This window comes from Actinoplanes sp. TBRC 11911 (genome assembly GCF_012933445.1).
GTDB lineage: Bacteria > Actinomycetota > Actinomycetes > Mycobacteriales > Micromonosporaceae > Actinoplanes.
This window is the reverse complement of sequence record NZ_JABBNC010000029.1, coordinates 64,219-87,120: the sequence shown is the minus strand read 5'-3', so window position 1 is coordinate 87,120 and position 22,902 is coordinate 64,219. Positions and strand designations below refer to the sequence as shown.

20 protein-coding genes, 1 tRNA gene and 1 pseudogene are annotated in these 22,902 nt (G+C 67.7%); 8 read left to right on the top strand and 14 right to left on the bottom strand.

Annotated elements, in window-relative coordinates; genetic code table 11:
* Positions 1 to 386: 386 nt before the first annotated feature.
* The 8 genes from HH310_RS31045 to HH310_RS31010 form a co-directional block, all read right to left on the bottom strand.
* Positions 387 to 1,868, bottom strand: coding sequence for an FAD-dependent monooxygenase (locus tag HH310_RS31045; RefSeq protein WP_169179257.1), 1,482 nt, complete (start codon positions 1,866 to 1,868; stop codon positions 387 to 389).
* An 11-nt stretch (positions 1,869 to 1,879) separates the two neighbouring features.
* Positions 1,880 to 3,226, bottom strand: coding sequence for a dipeptidase (locus HH310_RS31040; protein ID WP_211192824.1), 1,347 nt, complete (start codon positions 3,224 to 3,226; stop codon positions 1,880 to 1,882).
* A gap of 50 nt (positions 3,227 to 3,276) precedes the next feature.
* Positions 3,277 to 4,341 carry a M48 family metallopeptidase gene (locus HH310_RS31035; protein WP_169179255.1) on the bottom strand — a complete coding sequence of 355 codons (1,065 nt, stop codon included), beginning with the start codon at positions 4,339 to 4,341 and terminating at the stop codon, positions 3,277 to 3,279.
* Positions 4,342 to 4,363: 22 nt separating this feature from the next.
* Positions 4,364 to 4,963, bottom strand: coding sequence for a uridine kinase (locus HH310_RS31030; RefSeq protein WP_169179254.1), 600 nt, complete (start codon positions 4,961 to 4,963; stop codon positions 4,364 to 4,366).
* Entirely contained in the window at positions 4,953 to 6,488 is a 1,536-nt protein-coding gene (locus HH310_RS31025; RefSeq protein WP_169179253.1) for a cobyric acid synthase, read from the bottom strand. Before HH310_RS31025 ends, HH310_RS31030 begins: the two co-directional genes overlap by 11 nt.
* Positions 6,485 to 7,429: a cobalamin biosynthesis protein gene (locus HH310_RS31020; protein ID WP_169179252.1), complete on the bottom strand. Its 945-nt coding sequence runs from the start codon at positions 7,427 to 7,429 to the stop codon at positions 6,485 to 6,487. The genes HH310_RS31025 and HH310_RS31020 overlap by 4 nt, the downstream gene beginning before the upstream one ends.
* Before the next feature lie 46 nt (positions 7,430 to 7,475).
* On the bottom strand, positions 7,476 to 7,937 hold the full coding sequence (locus tag HH310_RS31015) for a hypothetical protein (RefSeq protein ID WP_169179251.1): 462 nt from the start codon (positions 7,935 to 7,937) through the stop codon (positions 7,476 to 7,478).
* A 131-nt stretch (positions 7,938 to 8,068) separates the two neighbouring features.
* Positions 8,069 to 8,692: a single-stranded DNA-binding protein gene (locus HH310_RS31010; RefSeq protein ID WP_169179250.1), complete on the bottom strand. Its 624-nt coding sequence runs from the start codon at positions 8,690 to 8,692 to the stop codon at positions 8,069 to 8,071.
* Between the two features lie 159 nt (positions 8,693 to 8,851).
* On the opposite strand from HH310_RS31010, the gene HH310_RS31005 reads away from it, so the two are divergent.
* From HH310_RS31005 to HH310_RS30995, 3 genes are all read left to right on the top strand, one after another.
* On the top strand, positions 8,852 to 9,868 hold the full coding sequence (locus HH310_RS31005; protein ID WP_312034427.1) for an alpha/beta hydrolase: 1,017 nt from the start codon (positions 8,852 to 8,854) through the stop codon (positions 9,866 to 9,868).
* A gap of 103 nt (positions 9,869 to 9,971) precedes the next feature.
* On the top strand, positions 9,972 to 12,305 hold the full coding sequence (locus HH310_RS31000; RefSeq protein WP_169179248.1) for a tetratricopeptide repeat protein: 2,334 nt from the start codon (positions 9,972 to 9,974) through the stop codon (positions 12,303 to 12,305).
* A 54-nt stretch (positions 12,306 to 12,359) separates the two neighbouring features.
* Positions 12,360 to 12,435 (top strand) — tRNA-Arg (locus HH310_RS30995).
* Positions 12,436 to 12,525: 90 nt separating this feature from the next.
* On the opposite strand, the gene HH310_RS30990 is transcribed toward HH310_RS30995, so the two are convergent.
* Together HH310_RS30990 and HH310_RS30985 are read right to left on the bottom strand one after the other, a co-directional pair.
* A complete protein-coding gene (locus tag HH310_RS30990) occupies positions 12,526 to 13,722 on the bottom strand; it encodes a tyrosine-type recombinase/integrase (protein WP_169179247.1) in 1,197 nt (398 codons plus the stop codon).
* 3 nt (positions 13,723 to 13,725) lie between these two features.
* A complete protein-coding gene (locus HH310_RS30985) occupies positions 13,726 to 14,397 on the bottom strand; it encodes a hypothetical protein (protein WP_169179246.1) in 672 nt (223 codons plus the stop codon).
* Between the two features lie 121 nt (positions 14,398 to 14,518).
* Between HH310_RS30985 and HH310_RS30980 the strand changes: the two genes are divergently transcribed.
* Positions 14,519 to 15,715, top strand: a complete 1,197-nt coding sequence (locus tag HH310_RS30980; protein ID WP_169179245.1) for an AAA family ATPase — start codon at positions 14,519 to 14,521, stop codon at positions 15,713 to 15,715.
* A gap of 239 nt (positions 15,716 to 15,954) precedes the next feature.
* Here the strand turns inward: HH310_RS30980 and HH310_RS30975 are convergent, their stop codons facing one another.
* From HH310_RS30975 to HH310_RS30960, 4 genes are all read right to left on the bottom strand, one after another.
* Positions 15,955 to 16,779 (bottom strand): aminoglycoside phosphotransferase, encoded by an 825-nt coding sequence (locus HH310_RS30975; RefSeq protein WP_169179244.1) that lies wholly within the window; start codon positions 16,777 to 16,779, stop codon positions 15,955 to 15,957.
* Between the two features lie 74 nt (positions 16,780 to 16,853).
* Positions 16,854 to 17,018 carry a hypothetical protein gene (locus tag HH310_RS30970; protein WP_169179243.1) on the bottom strand — a complete coding sequence of 55 codons (165 nt, stop codon included), beginning with the start codon at positions 17,016 to 17,018 and terminating at the stop codon, positions 16,854 to 16,856.
* Positions 17,015 to 18,139, bottom strand: a complete 1,125-nt coding sequence (locus tag HH310_RS30965; protein WP_169179242.1) for a radical SAM protein — start codon at positions 18,137 to 18,139, stop codon at positions 17,015 to 17,017. The genes HH310_RS30970 and HH310_RS30965 overlap by 4 nt, the downstream gene beginning before the upstream one ends.
* Before the next feature lie 67 nt (positions 18,140 to 18,206).
* Positions 18,207 to 18,440 carry a hypothetical protein gene (locus tag HH310_RS30960; protein ID WP_169179241.1) on the bottom strand — a complete coding sequence of 78 codons (234 nt, stop codon included), beginning with the start codon at positions 18,438 to 18,440 and terminating at the stop codon, positions 18,207 to 18,209.
* Between the two features lie 416 nt (positions 18,441 to 18,856).
* Between HH310_RS30960 and HH310_RS30955 the strand changes: the two genes are divergently transcribed.
* The 4 genes and pseudogenes from HH310_RS30955 to HH310_RS45905 all read left to right on the top strand — a co-directional run.
* Entirely contained in the window at positions 18,857 to 19,990 is a 1,134-nt protein-coding gene (locus HH310_RS30955; RefSeq protein WP_169179189.1) for a hypothetical protein, read from the top strand.
* Positions 19,991 to 20,009: 19 nt separating this feature from the next.
* Positions 20,010 to 20,936 carry an inositol monophosphatase family protein gene (locus HH310_RS30950; RefSeq protein ID WP_169179240.1) on the top strand — a complete coding sequence of 309 codons (927 nt, stop codon included), beginning with the start codon at positions 20,010 to 20,012 and terminating at the stop codon, positions 20,934 to 20,936.
* A 136-nt stretch (positions 20,937 to 21,072) separates the two neighbouring features.
* Positions 21,073 to 22,002, top strand: coding sequence for a hypothetical protein (locus tag HH310_RS30945; RefSeq protein ID WP_169179239.1), 930 nt, complete (start codon positions 21,073 to 21,075; stop codon positions 22,000 to 22,002).
* A gap of 571 nt (positions 22,003 to 22,573) precedes the next feature.
* Positions 22,574 to 22,882: pseudogene (locus tag HH310_RS45905) on the top strand (AAA family ATPase); the annotation flags it as partial.
* Positions 22,883 to 22,902 lie beyond the last annotated feature (20 nt).

Genomic DNA, 22,902 nt, shown 5'->3' with positions numbered 1-22,902 from the left:
TTCTGTTACCCGGGGCCGCGCCAGGCGGTGCCACTCACGGTAGGCCCCGCCGCACACGGTCGGCCGCGCTGCGCACGGTAAGACCGGGCCGCGCACGGTAGGCCACGCCAGGCCGCCATGCACGGTCGGCCGCGCCACGCACGCCAGGCCGTCACGCACGGTCGGCCGCGCCACGCACGCCAGGCCGCCACGCACGGTCGGCCGCGCCACGCACGCTGGGCGCGCTGGGTGGGAAGCCCGGGCAAAGGGTGCAGCGTTTCGCACCAAACAAGAGGTGCACCAGCGCGGTGACTCCGACGAATAGTGCGGCGCCGCTCATCACACGGCGAGCGAGGCGCGGAGGCGCGGTGCTAGTAGGGCCGCCCGGTCGCTGCGGCGGCGCGTGGTCAGTCGGACATGGCTCGGCGGAACGCGTCGGGGGCCTCGGCTGGGGAGCTTTCGGCGGCTACGAAGCCGTCTGGGCGTACGAGGTAGAGGAAGCCTGGCTTCAACGACGTTGCGGGGGCCGCCTCGGGGAACACGTGGACCGGTAAGCCGATGTCGGGAATGTCCGGCTCGGTTACGCCGCCGTAGGCGTGGACCTGCCACGTCAGGGAACGCAGCTCTGCGAAGTTCGCGCCTGACCAGGGCAGACGCCGGCCCACCACCGGGTCGCGGCGGCCGTGGGCGGCCCGCTTCGCGTCGGGGGTCATCCAGTAGTGGATGCGGATCTGGGAGACGTACTGGAAGAGGCGGGAACCGCCCGAGCTCCGCGGCAGCGTGCGGACGCCGAGCGGGGCGAACAGCGGCACGGCCAGGCGGCGCAGCGTGCGGACCAGGAAGCGCTGCGAGGTGACGAAGTTGAAGATGCGGTCGGTGGTCGACACCAACCGGCGGGCGACCGGGCGGCGCTCCGCCTCGTAGCGGTCCAGCCACGCGTCCCGGCGGCGGCCCCGCAGGACGTCGGCCAGCTTGAAGGCGAGGTTGTGCGCGTCCTGCAAGCCCGTGTTCATGCCCTGGCCGCCGACCGGGGAGTGCACGTGCGCGGCGTCGCCGGCCAGGAAGAACGGGCCGTCGCGGAAGGCGGCGGCGACGCGGTGGTGCACCCGGTACGTGGCGAACCAGCGCGCCCGGTCGTAGGTCACCGCGAACTTACGCAGGCGCGGGCGGACGTCGTCCTCGGTGAGCTCGCCGTCGCCGTCGTCGTCGCGGACCAGGCCGATCACCCGCCACGTGCCGACGCCCTTCATCGGGAAGCCGAGCAGGAAATCGTCGCCGCCGGGGCGTACGTTGACCGCGTCGCCGACCATGCCGCCGGTGCCGAGGGCGTCGAGCACGAAGAAGCGATGCGGGTTGGTGATGCCCTCGAAGGCGATGCGGCGCGCCTTGCGGATCGTCGAGTTCGCCCCGTCGCAGCCGACGCAGAAGCGCGCCCGGATCGTGTCGTTGCCGGCCTTCACCTCGACGCCGTCGTCGACCTGCGCGACCCCGGTCACCGGCGTTTCCCAGCGCACGTCGGCGCCGAGTTTCTGCAGGTTGTCGTACAGGATCTCCTCGTTGCGGCTTTGTTCCAGGATTTCCAGGTACGGGTACGGAGTCACCTCGGTGCCGAGCGGGCCCAGCGGGATGCGGCCGAACACGCGGCTGCGGGCACCGGGCGCCAGCGCGTCCGCCCGGTGGGCCGCCTCGAGCACCTGGTCGCCGAGGCCGAGCTGGTCGTAGATCTCGATGCTGCGGGCCTGCAGGACGAGCGCCCGAGACTCCCGGGTGGGCCCGTCCTTGCCGTCCACGACGATCACGTCGACCCCGAGTTTGACCAGCCAGTTCGCCAGCATCAGCCCGGTGGGGCCGGCGCCCGCGACCAGCACGTCACACCTCTGCTCGGCCATCGGAGGTCCTCCTACTCGGTCAAGGTTTCCGCCACGTTCTTGAGTAACAGGGCCTCGGCGAGGCAGGCCCGCTCGAACTCGCCGAGATGCAGGCTCTCGTCGGGGGCGTGCGCCGCCGCGTGCGGGTCTTCGACGCCGGTCACGAGGATCGCGGCCTGCGGGAACAGCTCCTGGAACGTCGCGATGAACGGGATCGACCCGCCCATGCCCATGTCGACCGGCTGCGCGCCGTCCCACGCCGACGCGAACGCGGCGCGCGCCGCCTCGAACGCCGGGCCGGTCGCGTCGATCACGCAGGGCGCGCCGCCGGCCTCCAGCGTCACCTCGATCCGGGCGCCCCACGGCACGAACTTCTCCAGGTGGGCGCGGATCGCCGCGTACGCGGACTTGGGGTCGTCGCCGGGCGCGAGCCGCAGGCTGATCTTCGCTTTCGCCGAGGGCTGGAGCGCGTTCGCCGCCTCCGAAGTGCGCGGGGCGTCGATGCCGAGCACCGCGATGGCGGGCTTGGTCCAGAGACGATCGGTGATCGTGCCGTGGCCGGTGAGCCGCACGCCGTCGAGCACGCCGGCCTCGAGCCGGAAACGGTCCTCCGAGTAGTCCACCGAGGCGCCCTCGCGGCCGATCAGCCCGTCGACGGCGACCTCGCCGTTCTCGTCGTGCAGCGTCGACAGCAGGCGGGCGAGGGTGGTCAGCGCGTCCGGCACCGGGCCGCCGAACATGCCGCTGTGCACCGCGCTCTTGAGCACCTTGACCTCGGCGAAGAGGTTGACGATGCCGCGCAGCGAGGTGGTCAGCGCGGGGGTTCCGATGTCCCAGTTGCTCGAGTCGGCGATCACGATCACGTCCGACCGCAGCTCGTCGAGATGCGCCTGGATGATCGCGTCGAGCGAGTCCGACCCGTACTCCTCCTCGCCCTCGACGAACACCACCACGCCGACCGGCAAGCGGTCGCCGAAGGCGCGTAACGCGGCGACGTGGGCCAGCACGCCGGCCTTGTCGTCGGCGGCGCCGCGGGCGTAGAGGCGGCCGTCGCGCTCGGTCGGCTCGAACGGGTCATTCGTCCAGAGCGCCGGGTCGCCGACCGGCTGCACGTCGTGATGCGCGTAGAGCAGCACGGTGGGTGCGCCGGCCGGGGCGGCCTTGCGCCCGATCACGGCGGGCTGCCCGCCGTGCCGCACGATCTGCGTGTCGAGACCGCACCCGCGCAGCAGCTCGGCGACGGCCTCGGCGGACCGCTCCACGTGCGAGTGGTCGAAGCCGTCGAAGGCGATCCCCGGGATGCGGATCAGCCGCTCCAAGTCGGCACGGACCCCGGGCATCTCCCGCGCGATCGCGCTGCGCAGATCTGTTTCACTCAAGCTCATGGGGCCGATCCTAGGGCTGGGGTGAGACAAATTTGCTTTCGGTGTCAGCCTTCTTCATCCGGTCCGCGACGGTTGCGGCGGCCCGCGTCGCCGACCCAGGAGCGGGCGCCGCGCACTGCCGACCCGGCCAGATCGCCGGCGCCGTCGCCCAGCTTGCGCATCAGGCCGACCAGCGGGTCCTGTGAGTTGTTGAACGTCTCCCGGTACGAGTTCGCGGCGGCCTTCACGTCGTCGGTGACCGAGGCGTCGCCGTCCGAGTCGCGGCGCGGGTAGTCGCCGCCGAGGATCTCCGCGTACGCCCCGGAGTCGATCCATTTGCGCAGCTCGGCGGCCCGGGCGACGGGCACCGGGTGGGTGCTCCACAGGTTCAGGCCGATCTTGTGGATGCTGTCGCGCAGGTCGCCGCCGCTCTCGTACTCGGCGGCCTGCTCCAGGAACGCGGCCGTGTCGATCTGCGACAGGTCGCCGCCGCCGGCCAGCTTCATCAGCAGCCGCATCGAGGCTGCCGGGTCCTGCCCGGCGAGCAGCCCGGCGCGGTCGGCGGAGAGCTCGGCCTTGCGCCACCACTCGAACATCGCCGTGATGATGGCCCGCAGCGCGATCGCGCCGACCGGGAGCCAGCTCAGGTTGGCCGCCCATCGGGTAAGGATCATCATGATGGTCTTGTAGACGGCGTGCCCGCTGCCGATGTGGCCGATCTCGTGGCCGAGCATCGCGCGCAGCTCGTCGTCGTCCAGCCGGTCGACAGCGGCCGTGGTGATCACGATGAACGGCTTGTTCATGCCGATGGCCGAGCCGTTGATCACCGGATCTTGCGCCACGAACAGCTCGGGCGGCTCGGCGACGTCGAGCACCGCGGCCGCCTCGGTGAACCGCTGGTAGACCCTCGGGTACTGCCGGTGATCGACCCGGATGGCGCCGGCCAGGAACGACAGCCGGAAGCCGCGCTCGTTCCACATGCCGAAGAAGGCCTTGACCACCTCGTCGAAGCCGCGCAGCTCGCGCAGGGCGGTGAGGGCGCCACGGTCGGCCGGATGCTCCCAGGCCCGCGAGCTGATCCCGGTCAGCGTGACCCGGCGGCGTACCGGCCGGTTCTCCTCGTCGGTCATCGTGCCACCCCGTCCTCGCTGGTCACGGCTCATACCGGGCGAAGCGGTCATCGCCCGCGGTCGCCGCACCGTCGACGATCAGGTCGGCGGCAGCGGCGGTCTCGTCCTCGGCGAAATGCCGATCCTCGGCAGCGCGCCATCGCTCAAGGTACGCCCGAAACGCAACGCTGTCGTCGCCATCGCGAGCCAACGCCCGGGCCAGCCGAAGGTCGGACGGCGCCGTGACGAAGACCGCCAGGCTCAGCTCCGGGCGGATCTCCCGGCGGGCGGTGCTGACCCCCTCCAGGAGCACGACCGGGCCCGGCGCGACGGACACCGGGTTGCCGCCGAATACGCCGCGGTGCCACAGATATCGTCGATACGTCGCGGTCGAGCCACGCCGCAGCGGGCCGAGCACCAGCTCCTCCAGGCGCGTCCAGAAGGTGAACTGGTCGTCCCAGCCGTCGAGCAGGTCGTCGGTGTGCACGACCGGCGCGTCCAGCTCCTTGGCCAGCCGCAGCGCGAACGACGTCTTCCCGGCGCCGCTGGGCCCGTCCACGGCGACCAGGCGGACGCGGCCCAGGCGCGGCGGCAATTTCAGCACGTACGCGGCGAGCGCGGCGAACGTGCCGTCAGGAGGCACCGGGCGCCCCGGGTGGCAGGAACGGCAACCCGGCCGGCGGCCCGTCCTCGATGAGCCGCCACAGCGCGTCGGTGTCCAGGTGTTCCGCCACCAGGTCGCCGAGCGTGTCCAGCGCACGTTCGCGGACGGCCGCGTACCGCGTGTCCGGCGCCACCGCGAACCCGTGCCGCCCGGCCTGGCGCGCGGCCTCGGTCAGGAAGCGGCGGCGGAACTCGTCGGACTCGAACGCACCGTGCCAGTGGGTGCCGCTGACGTTGCCGACGACGGCACCCTCGGGCCGGCCGTCGGCGTAGCGCAGCAACGGATCCGGCGAGCCCGCGGCGACGAACCCGTGGTGGATCTCGTAGCCGTCGACGGCCGCGCCCAGGCCGGACCCGGTCGAGCGAGCCAGCGTCTTGCGCTCGGCGAACCCGACGCGTACGGGCAGCAGGCCCAGCCCCGGCACCTCGCCGCGCTTGCTCTCGACCTCGTCGTGGATCGTCTCGGCCAGCATTTGGAAGCCGCCGCAGACACCGAGCAGCGGCTTACCCGCGGCCGCGTGTTCCGCCACCGCGCCGGCCAGCCCGGTCGACCGCAGCCACGCGAGGTCGCTGACGGTCGCCTTGGATCCGGGCAGCACGACCAGGTCGGCCTCGGCGATCTCGGCCGGTTCCACGGTCAGCCGCACCCGCACGCCCGGCTCGGCGGCCAACGCCTCCGCGTCGGTGGCGTTCGAGATGCGCGGCAACCGCACCACCGCGACCCGCAACCACTCGCTGCCACGCGGCGGGGCCGGCCGCCCCAGCAACCGCCCGTACGCCAGTGAGTCCTCCGCGTCGAGCCAGACGTCCGGGTGGAACGGCAGCACGCCGTGCACCGGCCGCCCGGTCGCCGAGGTGATCATGTCGAGCCCCGGACGCAACAGGCCGAGGTCGCCGCGGAACTTGTTGATGACGAACCCGCTGATCAGCGCCTGGTCGGCCGGTTCGAGCAGCGCGATCGTGCCGAACAGCGCCGCGAACACCCCGCCGCGGTCGATGTCGCCGACCACGATCGCCGGGAAGCCCGCGTGCCGGGCCAGGCCCATGTTCGTGAAATCGCCGTCCCGCAGGTTGATCTCGGTGGGGCTGCCCGCGCCCTCGCAGATCACCACGTCGTACTCGTCGCGCAGCGCAGCCAGCGTGGCGTGCGCGGTCTCGGCCAGCCGTGGCCGCAACGCCCGATAGTTTCCCGCGGTCACCGTGTCGATGGCCTCGCCGAGCAGCACCACCTGGCTCGACAGGTCGCTGCCCGGCTTCAGCAGCACCGGGTTGAACCGCAGGTCGGGGGCGACCCCGGCGGCCGCGGCCTGCATCGCCTGCGCCCGGCCGATCTCGCCGCCACGCCCGTCCGGGCCGAGCACCACGGCTGAGTTGTTCGACATGTTCTGCGCCTTGAACGGCGCGACCTTCACGCCGCGGCGATACAGCCAGCGACAGATACCGGCGGTGAGCACGCTCTTGCCGGCGTCCGAGGTCGTCCCCGCGACGAGCAGGCCGCCGCTCATCGGATCCGCCCGCGCAGCAGGGCGATCCCGGCGGCGATGCCGGCCGCCGCGAGACCGACCGCACCGGAGACCCGGGCCGCCTTACGCAGATGTGCCGCGGAGGGTCGCGGCCCGTCGCCGAGGAACGGACGCGTCTCACTGCGTCCGAAATAGATGTTTCGCCCGCCGAGGCGGACGCCGAGCGCGCCGGCCATCGCCGACTCGCACTGCCCGGCGTTCGGTGACGGGTGGTCGTTGCGGTCGCGCCGCCACACCCGCAGCGTCTCCTGGGGCGAGCCACCGGCGAGCGGCGACACCGCGACGGTCAGCAGGCCGGTGAGCCGGGCGGGCGCCAGGTTGAGCACGTCGTCCAGCCGCGCCGACGGCGTGCCGAACCTCGCATATCGCGGCGACCGGTGCCCGACCATCGCGTCCAGCGTGTTGGCCGCGCGGTACGCCAGCAGGCCCGGCAGCCCGAGCAGGCCGCCCCAGAGCAGGGGCGCGACCACGGCGTCGGAGGTGTTCTCGGCGACCGACTCGACCGTGGCGCGGGCCAGTTCCGGCTCGTCGAGCCGGGCCGGGTCGCGCCCGCAGAGGTGGCTGAGCCGGTCGCGCGCGGCGCTGAGGTCGTCGTGCTCCAGGTGGCCCGCCATGAGCCGGGACTCGCGGCGCAGCGTGCGGCCGCCGAGCACGGTCCAGGTCGCGGCCGCCACCAGCGCCGCGCGGGCGATCGAGTGATTTTTCGTCGCCGTCGCGGCGGCGACGCCCGCGAGCGCGGGCACCCCCACCGCCACGGCGGTGAACGCCGCCCCGGACCGGCGGTTCGGCGCGTAGAGCTTGCGCTCCAGCGCGCCGGCCGCGGTGCCGAAGCCGGCCACCGGATGGAAGCGGCGCGGATCACCGAGCACGGCGTCGAGCAGGTAGCCCGCCGCCAGGCCCGCGGCATCCGCGGTCACCGCCATGTCCCCTCCTCGTACGCATGATCGCCGGCCGGGCCCGACCTGACGATCATGGACGGAGGTCGCAGACCCAGACCGGGATTTCCCCCGTCACCGGCTCCGGAGAGTCGGGAAACGGGAACGGTTCCAATTGACCCCAGGCGATCGCGCCCGGTGCGCGATCCTCCAGGAACTCGACGACGATGGACTGCAGATCACTGGTCAGGTGGTAGGCCCCGCCGAACGGCAGAGCGTTCTGGTGGCAGGAGCCGGTCGAGCAGCGTAGCTGCCCCGCCTCCTGGTCGTGCCAAACGTAGAACGTCACCGGCCCGTCGTGCTTCAGGGTGGTGACCTGGTCGCGAAGGAGCTCCGCCGTCTCCTCGAAGGCGGACACCACCTCCTCCGGCGACAGGCCCATGCGCTCGTGGGGTGGCGCACTGAACCAGCTGGTGTTGACGTTCTCGGCCGCCTGGTCGTGGGGTGCGAGAACCAACGTCTCCCCCGCGATGGCGCGGATCTCCTTCAACAGCACGGACCCAGTCTGCCGGTACGACGCACGTCGAGACCAATCGGGCAGGTCGGATGGGTGGTCCGATCGCGCGGCACGATCGGACCACCCCATTCGGGGTGTGCTGGGATGATCGGACCACCCCGTCCGTGGTGTCAGGCCGCGACCGGTTCCCGTTTCGAGCTCCGGCGTGAGCGCCGATTACCCTCCGGCGGTGCGGCGCTGTCGCCCTGCTCGGGCGGCATCGGCGGGTCGTCCAGCCCGGCGACGACCTCGAGGAAGTCGGGCTCCTCCCCGTCGGGGACTCCGTCACCGTAGGTGACCGGCACCTCCTCGGTGGCGAGCGGCATCGACGCCTCGCCGCCGACGAAGACCTCCTCGTCCGCCTCGTCGATCATGCCGGCCTCCTGCGTCGCCTTCGTGCGGTAGAACCTGGCCCGCCCGCGTGCCAGATCGTGGCCGATCGAGGACGCCACCATCTCGTACGAGATCCGGTTGTTGCCCTTGTCGTCCTTCCAGTCCCGGGTGTAGAGCCGGCCGTAGATGATCACGGGATCACCCACGGTGAGTGACGACGCGACGCCCTCGGCCAGCCGGCGCCACGCGGTGACCCGCACGCGCAGGTTGTTGCCGTCGACCCAGGACTTGCTCTCCCGGTCGTAGCGCCGGGCGGTGGACGCGACCCGGAAGTGCGCCACCAGCACGCCGTTCCGGTCGACCCGGCGCCACTGCGGCGCGACCAGCACATTTCCCACGATCACAAGATTCGTGTCGAACACGGTGCCCTCCTTGTCGGATGTGAGGCGGGCAGCATGGCCTGGCCCGCGTACCGAAGGGGAATCTGGCTGTGGACAACCCCGCGCCGGGGAAATCGCGGCTCCCGGCCGGTGGATCTGTTATGGAGGCAGTCATCGAAACCGCTGGGTAACCTGGAGCACGTGGAGACCGACGTCCTCGGACCGCCGTACGAGCGGCACACGATCGAGCTGGCCGACGACGACGAGGGCGCGGTGATCGCCACCCTCGTGCGGCGACGCGCCAGCCGGCCGACGACCCGTGCCGTGCTTTATGTGCACGGATTCGTCGACTACTTCTTCCAGACCCACCTGGCCGACTTCTTCGCCGAGCTCGGCTGGGACTTCTACGCGCTGGACCTGCGCAAGTACGGCCGCAGCCTGTTACCGCACCAGACGCCGAACTTCGCCCGCAGCCTCACCGATTACTACCCCGAACTGGACGAGGCCGCGCGGATCATCCGGGACCAGGACGGCCACGACCGGCTGCTCGTCGCCGGCCATTCCACCGGTGGTCTCATCACGTCCCTCTGGTCACATTCCCGGCAGGGCTCCGGCATTGTCGACGGTCTCTTCCTGAACAGCCCGTTCTTCGACTTCAACCTGCCCTGGCTGGTCAAACGTCCGATCATGGCGGCGACGATCGCGGTGAACCGGCGTACGCCGTACCGGGCGATCCCGCAGTCCAACCTCGGGCTCTACGGCCAGAGCCTGCACGCCGAGCACCACGGCGAATGGACATACGACCTGGCATGGAAGCCGGTCCTGGGTTTTCCGGTGACGGCCGGCTGGCTGTCGGCCATTCGCCGCGGTCAACGCCGACTACGCGCCGGGCTGTCGATCGACGCGCCGATCCTGGTGGCCTGCTCGAGCCGGACGTTCCGCGGCAAGGAATGGAATGACGACGTGCGGATCAGCGATTCCGTGCTGGACGTCGAGCACATCGTCCGCTGGGCGCCCGGCCTGGGCCCACGGGTGAGCATCGCGCGATTCGACGGCGGCATGCACGATCTCACGCTGTCCGGCCGGGACGTGCGCGCCGAGGTGTTCCGCGAATTGGGCCGCTGGGTCGACGCCTATCTCCGGCCGGTGGGCACCCCGGAGATCGAGGTGCCACCGGCGCCCGAGGAGCGCACCGCCCATCCGTCCCCCTCGATGTGACGGACGTCGGCTGAGCGATCCCATCAGCGGCCCGGCCCGTCACGGCGATATCCAAACGATCCCGTACGCATCGATTGGTATCGTCACGACGGGAGGTGCCGCGATGTCCGCAGCAGCGACGGACCAACCGCCCGACCCCGGCACCGCCCGCAATCTCGACGAATTGGTCGACTGTCTCCGGGCACTCAAAGTCTGGGCGGGCGATCCGTCCTACGACACCATCACCCGCCGGGTGAACGCGCGTTGGTCGGCCGCCGGTCGCCCCGCGAACGAGCACGCGCGGCGGGGCACCGTTGTCGATTGTTTCCGCCGCGGCCGGCGACGGCTCAACACCGATCTGATGATCGCGGTGGTGCGGGTTCTGCACGACGAGACCGGGTACGTGGCGCATTGGCGTCAGGCGATGCGGGTCACGCTCGCCGAGACGCGCGCCGGCAGTCAGGTGCGCGTGTTCGATCGGCTGCCGGGCGACACCGCGGCGTTCACCGGGCGCGACGCTCAGCTTTCCGTGCTGCGGCAGGCTTCCGGCGGCGTTTTCATATTGACCGGCATGGCGGGTGTCGGGAAGACACAGTTGGCCGTCCACGCCGGACACCTGCGAAACGGCTTCGACACCAAGCTGTTCGTCAACCTGCGCGGCTTCCACCCGGACGCGTCGCAGCCGCCGGCATCGCCGAGTGCCGTTCTGGACGGCTTTCTGCGACTCCTCGGCGTGCCCGCGGTGCACATCCCGCACACCCTCGAGGGTCGCGTGGCCGCCTTCGCGTCGCGCCTGACCTCGCGGCGTGCGCTGGTCATTCTGGACAATGCCGCGGACGAGGATCAGGTACGCCCGTTGCTCGTCGCGGCGCCCGGCGTGCTGACCGTGGTGACGTCGCGGCGGGAGCTGAGCGGACTGGACGGCGTCGTCCGGCTCAGTGTCGACGTTCTGTCACCACCCGAGTCGGTTCGATTACTCTCCGAGACGGTGCCGTTGATTCCGGTGGGTGCCGACCCGTCGGCGTACGGGAGGGTGGCCCGTCGATGTGGTTTTCTGCCTCTCGCATTGACCGTCGTCGGCGGTCAAATGGCCGCCACGCCGGGCTGGACGGCGACCGATCACGCGGACCGGCTCGACGAACGCCACCGGCACCACCGGCTCGACTCGGGCGTGGAACTGGCGTTGCATTCGTCGTATCAGAGCCTGCCGCCGGCCCGGCAGATCCTGTTGCGGCGCCTGGCCGCGCATCCCGGCCAGGACCTGGACGACCAGGCCGCGGCCGCGTTGCTGTCCGCGGACCTCGCCGAGACCGGCGAGCATCTGGCCCAGCTCACCGCCGATCACCTGGTCGAACAGCCGGTTCCGGGCCGTTTCTCGCTGCATGACCTCGTACGCTCGTACGCCGCCGAACGGTCCGTGGAAGAGGACCGCCCGCAGGATCGCCGGGACGCGCTGACCCGCCTTTTCGACCATTACCTCTTCGGGGCCGCGGCCGCGATGGACCTGCTTTATCCGGCCGAGAAACATCGTCGCCCGAAACTCGACTTCATCGGCCCGTTCCCCGGTCCGCCGACCGCCAAGGCCGCGCTGAGCTGGCTCGACGCAGAGCGCGCGACGCTGGTGGCGGTGAGCCTGCACGCCGCCCGCAACGACTGGCCGTGGCAAGCGATCCGGCTGGCCGCGACCCTGTATTCGTATCTCGACAATGGCGGCTATCCCGCCGACGCCGTCACCATGCACACCGAGGCGCGGCATGCGGCGCAGCACCTCGGCGATCGGGGCGCGGAGGCCGGCGCATTGATCAGCCTCGGTGTCGTCCACTGGCAGATGGGCAATTATCCGGCCGCGATCGAGGAGCTCACCCAATCGCTGGAATTGTTCCGCGCGGTCGGCGACGTGCGCGGTGAGGCGCGCGCGCTGGGCAACCTCGGCGTCGCCTATACCAAGACCGGTCAGCTCGAGCTGTCCATCGACTTCCATGACGAAGCCCTGTCCCGGTTCGTCGCTATCGGTGACCATGTGGGCGAGGCCAACACGTTGACCAACATCGGCGACGCGTACGTGCGGTTAGGGCGGGTGGGCCCCGCGGCCGATCATCACGCCCGGGCCTTGGAGATCTTCCGCGCCCAAGGCCACCGCGGCGGCGAGGCGACCGCCCTGACGAACCTGGGCGACGTGCATGTACGCCTGGGGCGGCACCCGGAAGCGGTCGTGGAGCACGAGCAGGCCTTGGCGATCTTCGGTGAGCTGGGCGAACGCTATGGGCAGACGTGTGCGCTGAACGGGTTGGGTGAGGCACTGACCGGCCTGGGGCGTCACGCCACGGCGACCGAACGCCACCGCGCCGCCCTGGAGTTGGCGATCTCCATCGACGAACCGGAGGAGCAGGACCGGGCGCGGGAAGCCCTGGACCGGCTGGCCGCGGTACACGAGGCTGGGGTTGACGAAGCTACATGAGCCCAAGGCTGGTCAGCCCGACAGGGTGACCGGCAAGATAGTCTGTGCTTCCACGCGCTCGTAGCTCAGCGGATAGAGCAACGGACTTCTAATCCGTCGGTCGCAGGTTCGAATCCTGCCGGGCGCACCACTCCCTCGATCTACCAGGACATCGACGATCCGCGTGGATCTGCCGCAAGGGCTGGTTACCTGTTTTGTTACCCGTTTTCGCTGGTCAGCGTCACAGGTGCTCAGCGACCGACGGCTTGTCGCCCATCAGGTCAGGACCAAGATACTTGCTCGCCGTCATAGCCGGATCCGTGTGCCCGAGCTGGTCGGCGATCGTCGCAATCGGCACTCCGGCTTGGTCGAGCAACGTCGCCACGGTACGCCAGAAGCTATGGGGCGTGGCCCACCGAAAGCCGCTGTCCTTGATGATGCTCGCCAAAGCCTTGGCCGAGTTGCTCTGGTCCCAGACTCGCTCGGGCTCGCTGAGGTGGTGCGGCGAACTGAACACCAACCCGTCGTCGCCGAACCGCTCCGCCCGGTCCTTCATCCGGTCGACGAGCCATCCGGGCAGGGTCAGCCGCCGGTCCGAGGCCCGCGTCTTGGTGCCGCGGATGTGGACACTGCCTGCTTCGAGGTCCACGTCGGCCCAGCGAAGATTGCGAGCCTCATTGATCCGTACGCCCGTCCCAGCCATGAACGCGACCAGATCTGCGACCGTCTCCCGCTTCCGTCGCGTACGCGGGTTCACGGACTCGTCTCGTGCCAGCTTGTCGGCGTAGGCCATGACGGCTTCCCGCTCGTCCCTGGTCAAGGCTCGGGTCGTGTCCCGCTCGCTCGTCTTGACCGTTTGAGCCTTCACGGGACGCACCTGGCGAAGAGCGTTGAGCTTCAGGATGCCGTTCTCGATGGCGAAGTTGAGGATGCCGGAGAGGACGCTCTTGCTGATCTTCGCGGCTCCGGTGCCGTGCTTGTCCGCCACGACCTGGAGGAAGTTCCGGAGACGCTGCGGATCGTTGGCTTGAGTCAGGGTGAGCCCTCGAACGCTCGACCTGTCCGCGTCGATATAGCGGGCGAAGGTGCGGCTGTAGTCGAGGACAGTCCGGGCGCTGAGGCGTGAGTCCGTCCGCCGGATCTGCGTCAACCACATCTCACCCGCCGCGACCAGCTTCGTCCCCGACGTCATCTCGGCGTGGCCACGCTCCATCTCAACGAGCGCATTCTCCACCGCCTTGAGGGCCACCCGCTTGGTGGCCCCGAAGCGTGACACCTCTTTGACCATTCCGTCGTAGCCCCGGTAGTAGCACCGGGCACGCCAGCGGTCGGCACCCCGAGCCGTGGCCGCACGCTTCCACTTCCCGGCCACGTCCCGGACCTGTGGCGTTGCTTCGATCTCGCCGTGCTCGCCGAGTTCAAGTGCTCGTCTGCCCATGCGTCACTCCTCCTCTGTTATTTCGGCGTCGATACGGGCGTCGTCCTCCGACGACCAGCCCGGATGGACAAGTTCGATGGCCTTGTCGCTCAGACCGCCGCCGGCTTCGCCTGATTTGACGGCGGTGAGCAGGCCACGCTTGCGCGCCTCGGCTATGCGGTTTGCCCAGGTGCCACTTGCGCCGCCGTGCCGGTCGGCGAGCGTCTTGGCGGGCGTGCGGTCGCCGTCTCGAACGAGAAGCGCGTACTCAAACGCAAGCCCGGCGTACGCCTTGTCGTCGCGGGGTTGTCGGCCCCGCGCGTCTTCCAGGAAGGGCGGTAGCCGGACGGCGGAAGGGGTCACGATTCTCAGCTTGGATTCGCCGGGCGTAGCCCCACGATCGGCGCTTAGTGCCCTCCTCGCCGCCGCGAGCAGCTCGCCGATGGGCAGCGCTCGGATGGTCTTGCTTGTCATGCCCGACAGCGCCGCTTCGTCTGCCTGCCGCACCGCGAACTCGACAGGTCGTCGCTCACCGAGACGGTCGTCGACTGCGGCGAAGCGGAAAGCCACGAGCCAGTCCTGCTCGCCGTCGTGGTGACGAAGCACGACGAAGCTGTCTCGCCTGCCGTCTCCCACACGAACGACGGGCGTGACCGCATCCGGCGTGACCGCATCCGGCGTGACTGCCGCCTCCAAAGCCGAATCTCCGCAGCATGGAGGCTGGCCCCGTCTACCTGAAGTTGGGCGGTCGCGTCCGCTACCGACTCGTGGACGTCGAGGCTTTCGAACGGCAGACGCTCGTTCTGGGAGCGAGCGCGTGACTCCGCCGGAAGCCATCGAGCCCGCCGACTGGCTTGCGGCGGCTCGTTTGCATGCGGAGACGTCCCGCAGCAAGGCACTTGTGCCAGTAGCTGCGACCCGAGCCGATCAGGCCGAACGTGAGAACGGCGAACTGGTCTCCCGGATCTCGCTCAGCGAGTTGGCGACCACGAGTCAGGTGACAAGGGATCAGGTGCGGACCGTCAACATCGAACTGGCGCGGGCCGGGCTGACCGTCGAGCTGACCGCGCCTACGGGCAGGGCGCCGGCTGCCGTGGGACTCCGCATCCCTTCCGACCTGGCGACACAGGTCAGCCTGGCTGATCGAAAGACCCAGCCAACGGCGTTCACGAGCGAGATTGTTCTGACCGAGGAGCAGCGGAGGGCGGTGAACGGCATCGTCGACGTCGGAACCCAACGCCCGAAGATCACCGGCCTGACACGGGTTCTCCGCGTCCACGGGTATGCGGGCACCGGCAAGACCACCGTTATCGCAGCAGCCCTGCGGGAGTTGGAGGCAGCGGGAAAGTCCTGCGCGGTCGTCGGCCCCACCGGCAAGGCTGCCCACGTACTGCGGCAGAAGGGCCTCGCGGCGACCACGGCCCACTCCGCGCTCTACCAACCTCGGGGCGAGTCTGATGACGGCTCCCCCGAATTCTCCGTGAACTTGGACGCCGCCATCACCGCAGTCGATGTCGTCATCATCGACGAGTGCTCGATGGTCTCCGAGCAGATGGCGGATCACTTCGCGTACAACGTCCGCGCCGTGGTCGCTGTCGGCGATCCGATGCAGCTCCCGCCCGTCAACAGCGACGGCGCACCGTGGGCCGTTCGTGGTGAGTGCGAATACGAACTGACCGAGGTCTTGCGAAGCGACGCTGCGGAAGTTCTCGACCTGGCCCACCGACTACGCAGCGGCACGTGGGATCGGGCAGCGGTCTACGGCCATCCGACCCACGCTTCTGGTCTGGTCAACCCGCACGACTACGACGCAATCATCGTTTACAAGAACGCCGACCGGTGGAGTCTGATCGAGCAGATGCGCGGCGGGCGGGTGCTCGTCGTCGTGGACCTCGATGATCTGGAAAGAATCATGGGCAGCTCCCAGGCAGCCCAATGGCTCTACACGGCTATCACCCGCGCTCGGCATCAGGTCACAATCGCCGCCCTCGGCCAAGTCAGCGGACTCGCCTGAGCCGATCCCTCATCCCGTCTTGGATGGGTGGGACTTTCACTCCCGTATAGCGTTAACCCATAAGGACTGAAAGTCCCACCCTGGTAGCCGCTTCGCCGGGAAGGCCCTTCGGGCCTCTACGAGTCAACAGGTTCGCCGCTGACCAGATTCGATAGTCGACCCTTCGGGCCAAATATAGCTAACCGGGTACTTAATTCATCTCCTCCCATTTTCTTGCCATCGACTACAAGCGCGCCAGGTCAAGCACGACCGGCGGACCCAGCCTGGGCCGTTTGCTTCCGCCGCCATGCCTCCGAGGCGACGACGAGGCGACATGTCCAGACGTCCGGATGCTCGCCACCGATCTCTGCCCATAGCTGCGCGTTCACCTTGGCGAATGCCTGGACGCCAGCCGGCGGCGCGGCTCGCCACGCGGGTATGCGCGCCGCCCATCGTTCGGCCGCTCCGGGCGCGTGCCCGGCGGCGATCAGCCAAATGATCCAGTAAGCCGCGTCGAGCCAGGCGGCACCACGGGTGGCCCATCCCCAGTCGACGATGCGGGCACGGTCCTTGCCGACGATGACGTTGGCGTTGTTCAGGTCGGTGTGCAGCAGAGCGTCCCCGGCGAAGTAATGCAGGTCCCCCGCGTCGGCGAAGGCGCTCAGCCGCTGTTCCGCCCGCCGCAGGGTGATCTCCGGGCACGGAATCTTCCCGAGCTGGGCGAGCAGGTCGGCCACCAGCGGCAGGTCGGGCGAGCCGGGCGTGTAGTCGGCCTGGTGTCCTTCGACGGCCCGGAAGACGTTCGCGTCCCAGCCCGCTTCTACTACTCGCCCGACGAGAGGTGGCGCGACGGCCTGAACATGCGGCGCCACCTCGGCCTCTCGCACCTGCGTCCACACCCACCGATGATCAGTCGGCAACGCCTTGACGAAATACGCACCTTTGACGCTGCTCAGCGTCGCCGCAACCGCGCTGTTCAGGCCGCCACTCGCCGGTTCTAAAACATCGGGTGGACCCGTGATCTCTTCGATGGCATACCGGACCGGCTCCGGCAGGTCGGCGTAGGCGATGCGGCTGACGGGCACGTTCTTCTCCTGGATCGGGCCACCCCGGCGGCCGTCGCCATGGCACAACGACCTTCCGGGGTTCCCTTCTCGGACTAGTTGTACGGGTTGTCGTCGCCGCAGCCTCGCTCATTGCCGGTGGTCAGGCTGTCGATCTGCGTGATGACGACTCCGGCGGGTTCGGTCTTGCTGGTCAGCTTCTTGGCGGCGTTGCCCGCGTGCGGCGGGCGGCTGAGGATCTGCACGGGGGTTGCGCTCATGACTTCTCCTTCATGCCGTGCTGGCAATAGTGACTGAGTGGTGCCTTCGCCTCCTGGTACACGCGCGCCATGGGTCGGCATACCCGGCAGGTGGACGAGAGCTTGCAGCCACTGCATCCGCCTGTGCGAAGCATCTGGGCGTCTGCGATCGCGGGCAGACGCAGCAGCCCTTCCGGGCCTTCGGTGATCAGATTGATGGGGTTGTCCCGGCCGACCTTGCACATCGTCGTGAACCCGAGCGGATCGACGTGAAACGACGTGTGCCCCGCCGGGAAGCCCTGGAAGACGTCACTCTTGCCGATCAAGCTCGGCACCTGGGTCTCCAGGGTCGTGCCCTTGCCGGTGTAGGTCGGCGAGATCGAGGCGTACTCCTTGAACGGCAAGCCCAGTTCGCGCACCATCGCGCGCATCTCGTCGAGTTCATCGACGTTGTGCTTGGTGACGATCAGCGTGACCTCAAGCGGTAGACCAACGCCGGCCGCCGCGACGAGGCCGCGGTACGCGTTCTTGAACGCGCCGCGCGTCTGCGTGAGGGCATCGGCCGTCTCGGGGCTCGCTCCGTACAACGAGACGGTGATCTTGTGAGGCCGACGAGCGATGAAGGCGTCGAGCAACTCGTCCCGGTAAAGCCGGGAGCCGTTGGTCAGGATCTCCATCATCATTCCGGCGGCGTGAGCATGCTCGTACGCGGGCACGAAGTCCTGGTCGATTAGCGGTTCTCCGCCGGTGACCTCGAACCAGATGACGCCCATGTCGCGGAGCATGTCGAGCAGGCGCAGCTTCTCGGGTAGCGGCAGACCTGCGAAAGGCCGTTGTTCAAGGTAACAGTGCTCACACGAGAAGTTGCAGCCCTTGTTGATCTCCCATGACGCCCGGCTGTAGGTGACCGGTGAGACCGATGGCGGTCGTATCACCAGGACGTCGTTGATAGGCCGCCCGTCCAGCTCGATGCTCCACGCCTGATGCGCCGCGTCCGCGAACCAATCGGGGACTGGCTCATCCCGGTCGGCGATGTCCGCGAGTTCGGCGTAGTAGGCGGACGGAAGCTGCATAGCCGCCGTATGGCCGGGCCGCACGGCGATGAACATGTCTTCTTGCGGGCTCACGATCGCCTGGTACATCGCTCCTCCAATCCGGAGAACGGACGTCACGGGTGCGCTGGGCAGGCATGACCAGCACGGGAACCTGTCACGCCCGCCCGGCTCCGATCACGCGGCACGGAATCGTGACGTGCGTTTCGCAGTCCTGCACTTCTCCACGGGCGGGTTGTTGGGCCGCCGGTCCGGTGGGTGGTGGACGCATGCTCAGGGGAACCCAACCCATGAAGCGCGACCAGAAGTCGATGTCGACGTCCATTGGATGGCGAACGGCGTCGTCGATCGCCTTCTGCATGTGCGCGGCCAGGTACATCCGCAGCGTCAAGCGCGCATGCCGGAACGTTCGCAGCAAGTCCGCTCGCTCCGTCGCGCAAGGCCACGGTTGTCCGCATCCTGGCGTCGCACAGTTCCAGTCCGGCCGTGAGGGGACGTGCGGCGTCGTCGACTCCGACATGCCTCTCCCCTCCGGTTGGTGACCGCTCGCCGCCTTCGCTCATTTGCTGGGACGGCGAGCGGAGTTCTGAAAGGCCGACCCGAAGGTCAACGTGGAGAAACGGTCGCATCACCAGGGAGTCGGGCACACCTGCGCGACGGTCCGAACGCCATCGGATCTATGGGCGGCGACGACCTGCGGATTCACGACCGGTCGACGCGGATTGCCCATTGCGGTGGGCAACAGTAGCGTTGCGGTCACGACCGGTGAGAGATTCCAGACGCGCAGTCAGCGATGGAGAGGCCAGCATGGGCGCCACCGCACAGCAGAACCTATCTCCGCAAGCACGCGGGCGAGAGCTTGCCCGGCAAGGCAAGGCTCTGTTCTTCGAGTACGGCTCAGTCAATGCGGCGGCGCGCCAGTTGATGAACCGACACCAGGACCTGCCAAGCATTCAGGCGTACCGCTACGCGGCCGGGCTGTCGCAGGACCAGGCTGCCGCCCGCTACAACGAGGTGGCGGGAAATCAGACCGCCTTGGGCGGAACCACGATCAATGCCTGGGAGAGCTGGGCGAGGGCACGCGGCACCGCCGGCGCTGGCTCACCACCGTCATTCGCCAGCCTGCTCATCCTCGCCATCGCCTACGGGCGTGGTCCACACAGCACAGCCGACGAGGTGATCTCGCCCGGCGACTTGGTGCAAGAGGCGTACGAGAAGCTTCCAGTGGAAGACCAGTTGGCGTTGAAGACCGCGTCCGAGCGCTCACCGATTCCCGCTACCAGCGACTCGCTCCGGGTGCGGAACGGCGTCATCGACGGCTCGCCGGACGCGGACAATGTCATCGGTCCGGACTTCAACCTGCTCGTCCCCACGATCGACAACGGGAACCCGGCCATCTGCGCCTTCTCGTTGCCCAATCCCAACCCCGCGCAGTTGCTCGACTTGACCTGGAACACCTTCGGCTTCGGTATCCAGCGCCTGATGAGGCAGATCAGGAGCCTGGGACGCAGGCTGGATGCGGACATCTGCTTCGGGATAAATGAAGCTGGCCTGGTCATGGCCACGTTCCTGGCTTCCGCCCAGTTCAACCGGTGCTCCATCGGCTACCTCAGATGCAATCGCGCCAAGAACGAGATCACCTTCGGTACGGACTCCCACTTTCCCGAGTCGGTCGAGTCGCCGGTAATCGTGATCTGCGACTTCGAGGTGAAGCATGCCGACGTCGTCGGCCTCGTTGCCCGTGAGCTTCGCCAACGGTATCCGGGCGCGGAGTTGTACTTCGCCGTTTTCGGAGCCATGACCAAGGGCAGTTCCTTGGAAGTCGACAGCTTCGAAGACCTCACCGGGGCGAAGATCATGCAGGCGGCGAACTTCGAGGCGGTGTTCATCGCCGCGACGATGAGCCCGCCCGGTATCGAGCCACCGCTAGAACTGCGCTGACCAGACTGGAGACGCACCGATGGAGCAGGCCACGGACATCCCACCGCTCGCCCAGAAGATCGCCGAAACGGTCCGCGGCGTCATGCTGGAACTACGCCCGCGCCTCATCGAGGCGGCCCTGACGGGCCAGCGAGGCGAAAGCGAGAACCTCCGCCACGAGGACAATTTCCTGTCGGAGCACGATCTGTGGATGCACCGGCGGTATCGGGAACTCCTGACACCGATCCTCGGCTCGTTCGTCTACGCCTCCGAGGAGGCAGAGCCCGAGGTGATCGGCGACAACCCCGACGCTGACCTCTGCGTGCTCGTCGACCCGCTCGACACCAGCGAGTTGGCAGTGCGCGGCCTGCTCGGGTACACGCACGTCATGGTCTACAGCCGTGAGGCTGCGCAGCCCGTCATCGCGGTGGTCGGCGACATCTTCCACCACCTTCAGCTCTACGTCGGCGCCCGCGACGACCAGGGCGTTGACCGGGCGTTCGTCATCACCGCGGACTCGCAGACCTTTGAGCTGAAGCAGCGCTCGAAGAAGAAGCTGTCTGAGTCGCTGGTCACCAACTTCCTGATGCGGCCAGGCGAGCGCTTCCTCCCGCTGTCCCAGCAGACCCAGCTCATGCAGGCGCTGGACGCGCCGGGCGAAGACGGCAAGAGCCGGGGCCGGATCGGCGTGGACTTCGGCTCCGTCAGCCTGTGCCACGTCGCCGCCGGCATGACAGAGGCAGTCATCGAGTTCGCCAAGGGCTTCGCCGTCTGGGACCTCGCGCCGGGGCACTACATCCTGCACGCCTCCGGCGGCACGGTGCTCGACCTGGACGCCAACCCCGTGCCGCTCGACTACGGCTTCGACTCGTTCACGGACGTGGCGAAGGCGATGGACCGAAGGCAGCGGTTCGTAGCCGCAGGCAGTCTCGACCTCGCCATGAAGGTCGTCTCGGAGCTCCGTTGACCATACAAGCAAGGACATTCACAGAACGTCCTGTCTTGGTTACGATGCGAAAGCGACAGTGGAGAGTGGATCGGCACCTACCAGCAGACCGACTTGAAGGCTCGCTTCCGGCTCGGGAAGCAAACTGGAGTTGCTCATGTCCGTGCGGGAGCAGTGGGATGGCAACGAATGGCAAGATCATTGCTGTCGGCTTCTTGGCCTCAAACATGGTGACGACATCCAATTTATTCCAGCAAGAGTCGACGGCGACGGCGGCATGGAGGCCTATCGGCTCGATGACGGCATCGTCTATCAGTGCTATTCGCCGGAAGACTCGTTCACCGTCGCCTCTCAAACCGAATCCCAAAAAGGCAAGATCCGTGATGATGTAGGAAAACTTGTCAACAAAACCGCCGAGACCATGAGACTACTCGGGCCTAGCTATCGAATTCGGCGATGGATACTGCTGACGCCAGATTACGATGACAAGGAATTGGTCAAGTATGCCCGCCTGAAGAGCAAACGAGTTCGCGACTCAGTTCCACGCCCACCCTGGTGTCACGACGATTTTCAGATCCTTATTTACAATGATCGAGAATTGTTCCCAGCAGAACTGAAGAAATTGAATGGACTGCTTTCAGGACAGATTCGCTTGACCACTATGGAACCTCAGCTGCATGAGGTCGAACGTCACGGAAAGCCGTTCGAGCAGGGCCTCAGAGAAAAGCTCCTGGAACATCCACAGCTTGCGGAGGACCCGGACCGCCTACAGGCATACTGCCAGGACACCCTCTACGAATACGTCTACGGCCAGAAACACCTTGAAGCCCTTGAGGCCCGTTACGGGCTGGCGCACGAGGTCATACTAAGACGCGCGAATACAACATATCGAACGATCAGAAAGAGCAACGCCGTAGATGGCGCCCGTACCCACCAAGAAATAGCGCAACTCGCCCAGCAACTCGCAGCCAGCTTTTCGAGGGATGTACCGACGCTATCTTCGCTATTGTGCGATGAACTGGCACATCACTACATTGCATCCTGGCTCATACAATGCCCACTCCGCCTGGGCGGAGCTGCGGTATGACCGAAAATTCAAGCGACCGACGCGAGACTGAGACCTCTGCCCCGCTTGCCAGTCCTCGGAGATCACGCCAAAGCAATTGGCGAGAACTTGAGGGGACCATCCTTTCCACTCGGCAGGTTGCGCTTCCCTTACCCGGTCGAGAGCGCGCAGCATGGCGAGTGTCCGCTCTAGTCCTTTGCCTCGCTGGGTGCAGAGGGCAGTCGGCAACTGTCGAACAGCTGCATATCCTCTGCTGGTCGTTGAGGGACGGGCAGAACGAGCGTCAACTTCTGGAAGCGTGGAGTGCGCCACCAGGACGCAATGCCCCCCTGCGAGCGTGGGATAGCGCTCTAGAAGATACGTTGCGCCTTGCGCAGGCATCAGGCTTGGTAGAAGCCCAAGCTAATGGTCGAAGGAAACTTACTGCTCTAGGAAAAACTCTTGCATCGGCGATCAGGGGTGATGAGCATGGCCTAATGGAGCGGGAACAACTACTTCTATCAGCTCTCGGGCAGGTTTCTGAGGCGGCAATGTGGAGGAAACTAGGCACACCAGCGAAATTGCAAAATGACAACTCTATAGGAAGCCAGACATGACCGTTCAAATAGTTGCAGCTTCGCTTACGGTTGTCAGCACAGACGGCACTGCAAACTATAACGTCCGCTTCGGTCACGGACTGAACGTCCTAAACGCGCCAAACAGTTGGGGGAAGTCAACGCTCCTTCAGGCAATGGTATACGCCCTCGGCCTCGAAGGATCACAATCAGCAAGTCGTCGGTCCCCTCTCGGCCCCGCAATGACCACTGTCATTGAGACCGGGCGAGGGAGATACGGCGTCATCGAGTCATACGTCACCCTGACGATCTCGAATCGAGATCGTAGATTCCTTCAAGTTCGACGTTGGGGAAAGAGCGCCGACAG

Bases quoted from the DNA above. Each gene is read 5' to 3' on its own strand.
- HH310_RS31045 (WP_169179257.1), bottom strand. From the start codon at position 1,868: ATGGCCGAGCAGAGGTGTGACGTGCTGGTCGCGGGCGCCGGCCCCACC.
- HH310_RS31035 (WP_169179255.1), bottom strand. From the start codon at position 4,341: ATGACCGACGAGGAGAACCGGCCGGTACGCCGCCGGGTCACGCTGACC.
- HH310_RS31025 (WP_169179253.1), bottom strand. From the start codon at position 6,488: ATGAGCGGCGGCCTGCTCGTCGCGGGGACGACCTCGGACGCCGGCAAG.
- HH310_RS31020 (WP_169179252.1), bottom strand. From the start codon at position 7,429: ATGGCGGTGACCGCGGATGCCGCGGGCCTGGCGGCGGGCTACCTGCTC.
- HH310_RS31000 (WP_169179248.1), top strand. From the start codon at position 9,972: ATGTCCGCAGCAGCGACGGACCAACCGCCCGACCCCGGCACCGCCCGC.
- HH310_RS30990 (WP_169179247.1), bottom strand. From the start codon at position 13,722: ATGGGCAGACGAGCACTTGAACTCGGCGAGCACGGCGAGATCGAAGCA.
- HH310_RS30970 (WP_169179243.1), bottom strand. From the start codon at position 17,018: ATGAGCGCAACCCCCGTGCAGATCCTCAGCCGCCCGCCGCACGCGGGC.
- HH310_RS30965 (WP_169179242.1), bottom strand. From the start codon at position 18,139: ATGTACCAGGCGATCGTGAGCCCGCAAGAAGACATGTTCATCGCCGTG.
- HH310_RS30955 (WP_169179189.1), top strand. From the start codon at position 18,857: ATGGGCGCCACCGCACAGCAGAACCTATCTCCGCAAGCACGCGGGCGA.
- HH310_RS30950 (WP_169179240.1), top strand. From the start codon at position 20,010: ATGGAGCAGGCCACGGACATCCCACCGCTCGCCCAGAAGATCGCCGAA.
- HH310_RS30945 (WP_169179239.1), top strand. From the start codon at position 21,073: ATGTCCGTGCGGGAGCAGTGGGATGGCAACGAATGGCAAGATCATTGC.